Origin of the sequence: Lentzea sp. NPDC005914, assembly GCF_040629405.1 — a bacterium.
Lineage (GTDB): Bacteria > Actinomycetota > Actinomycetes > Mycobacteriales > Pseudonocardiaceae > Lentzea.
In genome coordinates this window covers 1-1,636 of sequence record NZ_JBEXVQ010000094.1, presented here as the reverse complement: position 1 = coordinate 1,636, position 1,636 = coordinate 1, and the positions used below count along the sequence as shown (strand labels likewise).

Here is a 1,636-nt window from a genome sequence, read left to right as displayed (position 1 = left end):
GCTGGTTCGCGCCCCTGGCCAGCTCGCCGAGCAGCACCCATTCCGCCGCGTCGATGGAGGCGCCGACCTCGCGCAACCATTCGCCAACAGGCTCTTACAGACGGTAAAGGCCTCCATCACGTGGCCGATTGTCTGAACACCTCGTTCGGGAGGGGGCACGACGTCCCTTCAGGCCCTCCCGAACCGCCAGTCACGGCGTGCGGTGCCACCCCGAGGTCAGCTTCAGCTTGACGGGCTGGTCTCCAGTTCGAACTTCGGCACGCTGCTCCAGTTCAACTTCTGGCTGAGGTCCGCGGCCACGACATCGGCCAAGTGCTGCGCACCGGTGCGGTACACCCGTGCGCAGCTGATCGCGCCGTACAAGTTGACGGAGTGGCGGCCGTTCAGCTTCGGACGCAGCACTGTGGAGGCATGGGGCTTGTCTTTTCGCATAGGGGCCGGCCACACCTCGGGTCCTGCACCGCTCACCAGGCCGTGGGTCAGGCAGTGCCTCACCTGCATCCACCCGGCGGCTTCTTGTTTGATTTGCGCCCAGTTAAGTGTGTGTTGCACCCACCCCGGTCCCGATCGACGAGGCGAGCTTCGGGAAGTTGGTGCTGATCAGCTTCTCGGTGTCTTCGATGTCAGGGTTGTTGATGTTCAGCTTCTTCGCGATCTGGCCGAAGCTCTGTCCCTGTAGGTAGAACGCGGTCGCGAGAAAGTCCTCGGTGAAGCCTTCGAAGGCCGAGATGATGCCCAGAGCGATGGCGGGAGCCAGGGCCACGGCGTTGCCGGGATTGCCTTGTCTGCGGGGGTGCAGCGCCATCAGCTTGGACGGCACCACCAGCGAGCGCGCGAACCGGTCGAGGCACGTCGGCAGCTGCGGCGCAAGCGTTGCTGTGGCGACTGCCATGATCGGCTCCTCCTGGGCTTCTAGATCTTCGAGACCCTAGTTCACCCACGCCCGAACCGGCCCGGCCTTCGGTTCAGATCATCGGGCGTTCCAGCTCGGCGAGAATGACCTGCATGAGTGCACCAGGTGTCAGCGAGCTCATCGCGTGGATCCGCTCCGAGATCGCGTACGACAGGGCGCGCGCCGAGAAGGAGAACGCGGCGACCAGCGTGTCAGATTGCCTCAACGCCGAGCACGATCCGAAGGACGTGCTGGCTGTCGCCGACGCGCACGAGGCGCTGCTGGACTTCATCGAGTCCAACGCCCGGTCGACGATCGAGCTCGACGCGACGAGTGGGGCTGATGTCATCTACGAGATGTTCTGGTCGCTGAAGGGCAACACCTTGCTCGGTCACGTGGCCGGTGCCTATCGCCACCGGCACGGCTACGACCAGGCGGCCGCTTGCTTGGCCGGCGCCGGGAGCAGGGTGACGTTTCAGCTCAGTAGCACCGTGGCTGACGATGAACTTTTCCAGCGGCGCCTGAAGCGCTTGGAGGACAAGGACAAGTGACGTCCCCAGGGCTGCGCTGACCGATAGGACCGGCTGACAGCAACCGGTTCAAAAAAGGGGCAGAGCGAAGGTGCACGATGATGGACCTGCAACTTATGCCTAAAGGTTGTCCCGTAATGATCAAGAGTGTTGGCGGGGACGGGTGACAGCGGCATCGCCTGCGGCCAATGGCCGTTCAGGCGGTCATGGTCAG

General features: G+C 63.9%; 3 protein-coding genes. 1 reads left to right on the top strand and 2 read right to left on the bottom strand.

What is annotated here, in order from left to right:
• Positions 1-222 precede the first annotated feature (222 nt).
• Both ABZ345_RS47400 and ABZ345_RS47395 read right to left on the bottom strand, forming a co-directional pair.
• Positions 223-432, bottom strand: a complete 210-nt coding sequence (locus tag ABZ345_RS47400) for a hypothetical protein (protein ID WP_359862352.1) — start codon at positions 430-432, stop codon at positions 223-225.
• Positions 433-535: 103 nt separating this feature from the next.
• The gene (locus tag ABZ345_RS47395; RefSeq protein WP_359862350.1) at positions 536-892 is read right to left on the bottom strand and encodes a hypothetical protein; all 357 of its coding nucleotides are present in this window, start codon (positions 890-892) and stop codon (positions 536-538) included.
• 113 nt (positions 893-1,005) lie between these two features.
• Here ABZ345_RS47395 and ABZ345_RS47390 point away from each other — a divergent pair, with 113 nt between their 5' ends.
• Positions 1,006-1,443: a hypothetical protein gene (locus tag ABZ345_RS47390; RefSeq protein WP_359862349.1), complete on the top strand. Its 438-nt coding sequence runs from the start codon at positions 1,006-1,008 to the stop codon at positions 1,441-1,443.
• Positions 1,444-1,636 lie beyond the last annotated feature (193 nt).

Bases quoted from the DNA above. Each gene is read 5' to 3' on its own strand.
- ABZ345_RS47400 (WP_359862352.1), bottom strand. From the start codon at position 432: ATGCGAAAAGACAAGCCCCATGCCTCCACAGTGCTGCGTCCGAAGCTG.
- ABZ345_RS47395 (WP_359862350.1), bottom strand. From the start codon at position 892: ATGGCAGTCGCCACAGCAACGCTTGCGCCGCAGCTGCCGACGTGCCTC.
- ABZ345_RS47390 (WP_359862349.1), top strand. From the start codon at position 1,006: ATGAGTGCACCAGGTGTCAGCGAGCTCATCGCGTGGATCCGCTCCGAG.